The sequence below is a fragment of the Streptomyces tailanensis genome, from assembly GCF_008386495.1.
GTDB classification, from domain to species: domain Bacteria; phylum Actinomycetota; class Actinomycetes; order Streptomycetales; family Streptomycetaceae; genus Streptomyces; species Streptomyces tailanensis.
The window spans coordinates 1,531-7,769 of sequence record NZ_VTHJ01000135.1; the positions used below are offsets into that span (position 1 = coordinate 1,531).

At 71.5% G+C, this 6,239-nt stretch carries 5 protein-coding genes; 4 read left to right on the plus strand and 1 reads right to left on the minus strand.

Annotated elements, in window-relative coordinates:
- The 4 genes from F3T56_RS45040 to mshA form a co-directional block, all read left to right on the plus strand.
- A partial coding sequence (locus F3T56_RS45040; protein ID WP_246204793.1) for a serine hydroxymethyltransferase occupies positions 1-854 on the plus strand: 854 nt, incomplete at its 5' end.
- 67 nt (positions 855-921) lie between these two features.
- A complete protein-coding gene (locus F3T56_RS45045; protein ID WP_149831249.1) occupies positions 922-2,304 on the plus strand; it encodes an L-serine ammonia-lyase in 1,383 nt (460 codons plus the stop codon).
- 93 nt (positions 2,305-2,397) lie between these two features.
- A complete protein-coding gene (gene fdhD, locus F3T56_RS45050) occupies positions 2,398-3,255 on the plus strand; it encodes a formate dehydrogenase accessory sulfurtransferase FdhD (RefSeq protein ID WP_149831250.1) in 858 nt (285 codons plus the stop codon).
- The gene (gene mshA / locus F3T56_RS45055; protein WP_246204800.1) at positions 3,252-4,616 is read left to right on the plus strand and encodes a D-inositol-3-phosphate glycosyltransferase; all 1,365 of its coding nucleotides are present in this window, start codon (positions 3,252-3,254) and stop codon (positions 4,614-4,616) included. Before fdhD ends, mshA begins: the two co-directional genes overlap by 4 nt.
- A gap of 116 nt (positions 4,617-4,732) precedes the next feature.
- Here the strand turns inward: mshA and F3T56_RS45060 are convergent.
- A partial coding sequence (locus tag F3T56_RS45060) for a putative PEP-binding protein (protein ID WP_281291987.1) occupies positions 4,733-6,239 on the minus strand: 1,507 nt, incomplete at its 5' end.

Consider the following 6,239-nt stretch of genomic DNA (forward strand, 5'->3'; position numbering starts at 1 on the left):
CGGGCAAACAGTTCCACGTGGTCCCGTACCACGTGGACCCCGAGTCCGGTCTGGTCGACATGGCGGAGCTGGAGCGTCTCGCCAAGGAGCACGGGCCGAAGGTGATCATCGCAGGGTGGTCGGCGTACCCGCGCCAGCTCGACTTCGCCGAGTTCCGGCGGATCGCCGACGAGGTCGGGGCGTACCTGTGGGTGGACATGGCGCACTTCGCCGGTCTGGTCGCGGCGGGGCTGCACCCGAACCCGGTCGAGTACGCGGATGTCGTCACCTCCACCACGCACAAGACGCTGGGCGGCCCGCGCGGCGGCATCATCCTCGCGAAGCAGGACTTCGCGAAGAAGCTGAACTCGTCCGTCTTCCCGGGCTTCCAGGGCGGTCCCCTGGAGCACGTGATCGCGGCCAAGGCGGTCTCCTTCAAGGTGGCCGCGTCGGAGGAGTTCAAGGAGCGTCAGCGCCGTACGGTCGAGGGCGCGAAGATCCTCGCCGAGCGGCTGACCGCGCCGGACGCGCGTGCGGCCGGGGTGAACGTGCTCTCCGGCGGCACGGACGTGCACCTGATCCTGGTCGACCTGCGCAACTCCGAGCTGGACGGGCAGCAGGCCGAGGACCGTCTCCACGAGGTCGGCATCACCGTCAACCGCAACGCCGTCCCCAACGACCCGCGCCCGCCGATGGTCACCTCCGGCCTGCGCATCGGCACCCCCGCCCTGGCCACCCGCGGCTTCACGGCCGAGGACTTCACCGAGGTCGCGGACGTCATCGCCGAGGCACTGAAGCCGTCGTACGACGTGGAGGCCCTGAAGGCCCGGGTGAAGGCGCTGGCCGACAAGCACCCGCTCTACCCCGGCCTGTAACCGACACCCTCCCGCAGGGGCGCGCCGTGACCACTCGGCACGCCCCTCCAATCCCACGGAGCATGGCGTGGCAATCAGCGTCTTCGACCTGTTCTCCATAGGCATCGGCCCGTCCAGTTCGCACACCGTCGGCCCGATGCGCGCCGCCGGGATGTTCGTCGCCCGGCTGAAGCAGGAAGGCGTGCTCGCCCAGACCGCCGCGGTGAGGGCGGAGCTGTTCGGCTCCCTCGGCGCCACCGGCCACGGCCACGGCACCCCCAAGGCGGTGCTGCTAGGCCTGGAGGGCTACGAGCCGCACACGGTCGACGTCGCCCAGGCCGACCTGGACGTCGAGCGAATCCGCAGCACCGGACGCATCCGCCTCCTCGGCGCCGAGATCGGCCCGGTCCACGAGATCGACTTCGACGCCTCGACCCAGCTCGTCCTGCATCGCCGGCGGTCGCTGCCATACCACGCCAACGGCATGATCCTCTTCGCGTACGACGGCGACGGCGTGCCGCTGCTGGAGAAGACGTACTACTCCGTGGGCGGCGGCTTCGTCGTCGACGAGGACGCGGTCGGCGCGGACCGGATCAAGCCCGACGACACGGTGCCGGCCCACCCGTTCAGCACTGGCGACGAACTGCTGCGCCTGACGAAGGAGACGGGCCTGTCGATCTCCGCGCTGATGCTGGAGAACGAGAAGGCCTGGCGCACCGAGGAGGAGATCCGCGCCGGCCTGCTGGAGATCTGGCGGGTCATGGCGGCCTGTGTCGCACGCGGACTGGGCCGCGAGGGCATCCTCCCCGGCGGTCTGAAGGTCCGCCGCCGGGCCGCGGCGGGGGCCCGGGCGCTGCGCGGCGAGGGCGACCCGGCGGGCCGTGCCATGGAATGGGTGACCCTCTACGCGATGGCTGTGAACGAGGAGAACGCCGCGGGCGGCCGGGTCGTCACCGCCCCGACCAACGGCGCGGCGGGCATCATCCCCGCCGTCCTGCACTACTTCCTCGACTTCGTGCCGGGCGCCGACGAGGACGGCATCGTCCGCTTCCTCCTCGCGGCGGGCGCCATCGGCCTGCTCTTCAAGGAGAACGCGTCCATCTCCGGCGCCGAGGTCGGCTGCCAGGGCGAGGTCGGCTCGGCCTGCTCGATGGCCGCCGGTGGTCTCGCCGAGGTGCTCGGCGGCAGCCCCGAACAGGTCGAGAACGCCGCCGAGATCGGCATGGAGCACAACCTCGGGCTGACCTGTGACCCGGTCGGCGGCCTGGTCCAGATCCCCTGCATCGAACGCAACGGCATGGCCGCGGTCAAGGCCATAACCGCCGCCCGGATGGCGCTGCGCGGCGACGGCCGCCACCACGTCTCCCTCGACAAGGTCATCAAGACCATGAAGGAGACCGGCGCCGACATGAAGGTCAAGTACAAGGAGACCGCCCGCGGCGGCCTCGCCGTCAACGTCATCGAGTGCTGAGGAGACGGACGGAACGGGACAGGGACGAAGCAGGAGAAAGGGCAGCAGCCATGCTCATCGACAAGGTCCACCGACAGAACTGGGAGTGAGGCCATGGGACGGGTCACCGAGCGACGGCGCGTGGTCCGGGTGCGGGACGGTGCGGTGAGTACGCGCCCGGACACGCTGGTGGCGGAGGAGCCACTGGAGATCCGGCTCGGCGGCAAGCCGCTGGCGATCACCATGCGCACGCCCGGGGACGACTTCGCGCTCGCCGCCGGGTTCCTGGTGAGCGAGGGCGTCGTGAGCCGGGCCGAGGATGTGGCGAACATCGTGTACTGCGCGGGCGCCACGGACGACGGTTCGAACACGTACAACGTCGTCGACGTGCAGCTCGCCCCCGGCGTGCCGCTGCCCGACATCACGCTCGAGCGGAACGTGTACACCACGTCGTCGTGCGGCCTGTGCGGCAAGGCCAGCCTGGACGCCGTACGGACCACGGCGCGGTGGCCGATCGCCGACACGCCCCCGGTCCGGGTCAGCCCCGAGCTGATGGCTGCCCTGCCTGACCAACTGCGAGCCGCGCAGAGGGTGTTCGACCGCACCGGTGGACTGCATGCCGCCGGATTGTTCTCGCCCGAGGGCGAACTGCTGGACCTGCGGGAGGACGTCGGCCGGCACAACGCCGTCGACAAGCTGATCGGCCGGGCGCTCCAGTCCGGCCAACTGCCGTTGTCCCGGACCATTCTGCTGGTGTCCGGGCGGGCGTCCTTCGAGCTGGCGCAGAAGGCCGTCATGGCGGGCATCCCCGTGCTGGCGGCGGTCTCGGCGCCGTCCTCCCTCGCGGTGGACCTGGCGACGGAGACCGGGCTCACGCTCGTCGGCTTCCTGCGCGGCGCCTCCATGAATGTGTACGCGGGCGAGCAGCGCGTCGACCTGGATGCCGCGGCAACGACAGGAGCCAGTACGTGACCCGGCTCGTAGGGTTCCAGCGCAGCCGTGGCCACGACAACACCCTCGTCGGCCCGCCCCGATCGCGGCCACCCGGCGCCCACAGCCGCCCCCGCCGCGTCGCCATGCTCAGCGTCCACACCTCACCCCTGCACCAGCCCGGCACCGGCGACGCCGGCGGGATGAACGTCTACATCGTCGAGCTCGCCAAGCGACTTGCCGTCACCGGTATCGAAGTGGACATCTTCACGCGGGCGACCTCCGCCGCGCTCCCACCCGTCGTCGAGCTCGCCCCCGGCGTCCTGGTACGGCACGTGGACGCCGGACCCTACGAGGGCCTGGCCAAGGAGGACCTCCCCACCCACCTGTGCGCCTTCACGCACGGCGTGACCCGGGCCTGGGCCGGCCACCACCCCGGCCACTACGACCTGGTCCACTCCCACTACTGGCTCTCGGGCCACGTCGGCCGGCTGGCCGCCCGGCGCTGGGGCGTCCCACTCGTCCACGCCATGCACACCATGGCCAAGGTCAAGAACGCCTCCCTCGCCGAGGGCGACACCCCCGAGCCCGCCTCCCGCGTCATCGGTGAGACCCAAGTCGTTCGGGCAGCCGACCGGTTGATAGCGAACACCGAGAAGGAGGCGGAGGAACTCCTCCACCACTACGACGCCGACCCCGGCCGGGTCGCCGTCGTCCACCCCGGTGTCAACCTGGAGCGTTTCCGACTCGACGCCTCCGGTGTCGAGGCCGGACGGGCCGTGGCCCGGTCCCGCCTCGGTCTTCCGCAGGACGCGCTGATCCCCCTGTTCGTGGGCCGCATACAGCCGCTGAAGGCGCCGGACGTCCTGCTGCGCGCGGTGGCCCGGCTGCTGGAGCGGCGGCCGCGGCTACGTGAGCGGATCGTGGTGCCGGTCGTGGGTGGGCCGAGCGGGAGCGGCCTGGCCAGGCCGGAAGGGCTGCAGAAGCTGGCGGCCTGTCTCGGCATCTCCGACGTGGTGCTGTTTCGGCCGCCGGTCGGTCAGGACCAGCTCGCCGACTGGTACCGGGCGGCGTCCGTCCTGGTCATGCCGTCCTACAGCGAGTCCTTCGGCCTGGTGGCCGTCGAGGCGCAGGCCTGCGGCACCCCGGTGATCGCTGCCGAAGTCGGCGGCTTGCCGGTGGCGGTGAAGGACGGGATGAGCGGCGCTCTCGTACCGGGGCACGATCCGGTGGACTACGCGGAAGCGCTGTCCGGCTTCGCCGACGACCCCGCACGCTCCACCCGGATGGGCGAGGCCGCGGCCCGGCACGCCCGCTCCTTCGGTTGGGACACGGCCGCGGCGACGACGGCGGACGTGTACGCCGCGGTCCTGCACGAGCGTAGGCTCCGCCGGATCTCGTGACTCTCCCCCGGCAGGGCATTGTGTACGGGCAGGCCGTCCAGAGCGTCGTAACCGATCACGCTCTCACTCTCGTACGCATACGAAGAGCGCCGTGACCGGGATGGGCTGGATGGACGTCACCGGCTGTCGCTCCCGTCGGTTCCCGGCAGCGCCGCCCGTCCGGCTTCCAGTCGGGCCACGGGGACGCGGAACGGTGAGCAGGAGACGTAGTCCAGTCCCGTGCCGTGGAAGAAGTGCACGGAGTCGGGGTCGCCGCCGTGTTCGCCGCAGACACCGATCTTCAGGTCCGGCCGTGCGGCGCGGCCCTCGGCGACGGCGATCCCGACCAGGCGCCCCACGCCCTGCCGGTCGAGGGTCTCGAACGGGGAGGCGGGGAAGACGCCCTTGTCGAGATAGACGGAGAAGAACGCGGCCTCGACGTCGTCGCGGGAGAAGCCCCAGGTGGTCTCGGTGAGGTCGTTGGTGCCGAAGGAGAAGAACTCCGCCTCCTCGGCGATCCGGTCCGCGGTGAGCGCGGCCCGGGGCAGTTCGATCATGGTGCCGACCGGGCAGTGCACGGCGACGCCGGACTCCTCGGACACCTCAGCGAGGACGCGTTCGACCTCCGCACGGGCCAGCCGCAGTTCCTCGACGGCGCCGACCAGCCGCACCATGATCTCCGCCTCGGGGGAGCCCCCGGCCCTCGTACGTTCCACGACGGCCTCGGCGATGGCCCGCACCTGCATGGCGACCAGCCCCGGGATCACCAGGCCGAGCCGCACGCCGCGCAGGCCGAGCATCGGGTTGTCCTCGTGCATACGGTTCACGGCGCCGAGCAGTTCGGTGTCGCGCGGGTCCGGCAGGGTGCCGCGGGCCTCGGCGGAGTCGAAGACCACCGCGCCGACCGCCGCCCCCGGCGAGGCCGCGATGCCGTGGGCGAGCGCCTGACCGGTCGCCGAGGCGTCGAAGCGCGGGAACATCAGCCGCGCCAGCCCCTCCCCGCTCACCCGGGCCAGACCCTCCGCCGGGGTGATGAGCCCCTCGTCGACCAGCTCCGCGGCGATGGCGAACGCGGCCTCGGCGGTCCGCTTGCCCACCCGGGTCTGCAGCATCCACAGCCTGCCGCGCTCGATGGTGAACTCGATGTCGCACAGGTCCCGATAGTGGCTCTCCAGCGTCCGCATGTGGTCCCGCAACTGGCGGTACGACCGCGCGTCCAGGCGCTCCAACTCGGCCAGGGGCGCGGTGTTGCGGATTCCGGCGACGACGTCCTCGCCCTGCGCGTTGGGCAGGTAGTCGCCGTACAGGCCCGTACGCCCGGTGGCCGGGTCGCGGGTGAAGGCCACCCCGCTGCCCGAGTCGGCGCCGAGATTGCCGTAGACCATCCGCTGCACGGTGACCGCGGTGCCGAGATCGTCCAGGATGTGCTCACGGCGCCGGTACAGGCGCGCCCGTTCGCCGTTCCAGGACCGGAAGACGGCCTGGATCGCCCGGCGCAGCTGCTCGGCGGGGGCCTCGGGGAAGTCCTCGCCGGTCCGGTCGTGGATCAGGTTCTTGTACGTCTCCATGAGCTGGGCGAGGTCGCCGGCGTCCAGGTGAACGTCGTCCGGCACGTGCCGGAGATCCTTGAGCAGCGTCATGGCC

What these genes read in the sequence shown, in the direction of transcription:
- fdhD (WP_149831250.1), top strand. Translation starts at nt 2,398, where the DNA reads ATGGGACGGGTCACCGAGCGACGGCGCGTGGTCCGGGTGCGGGACGGT.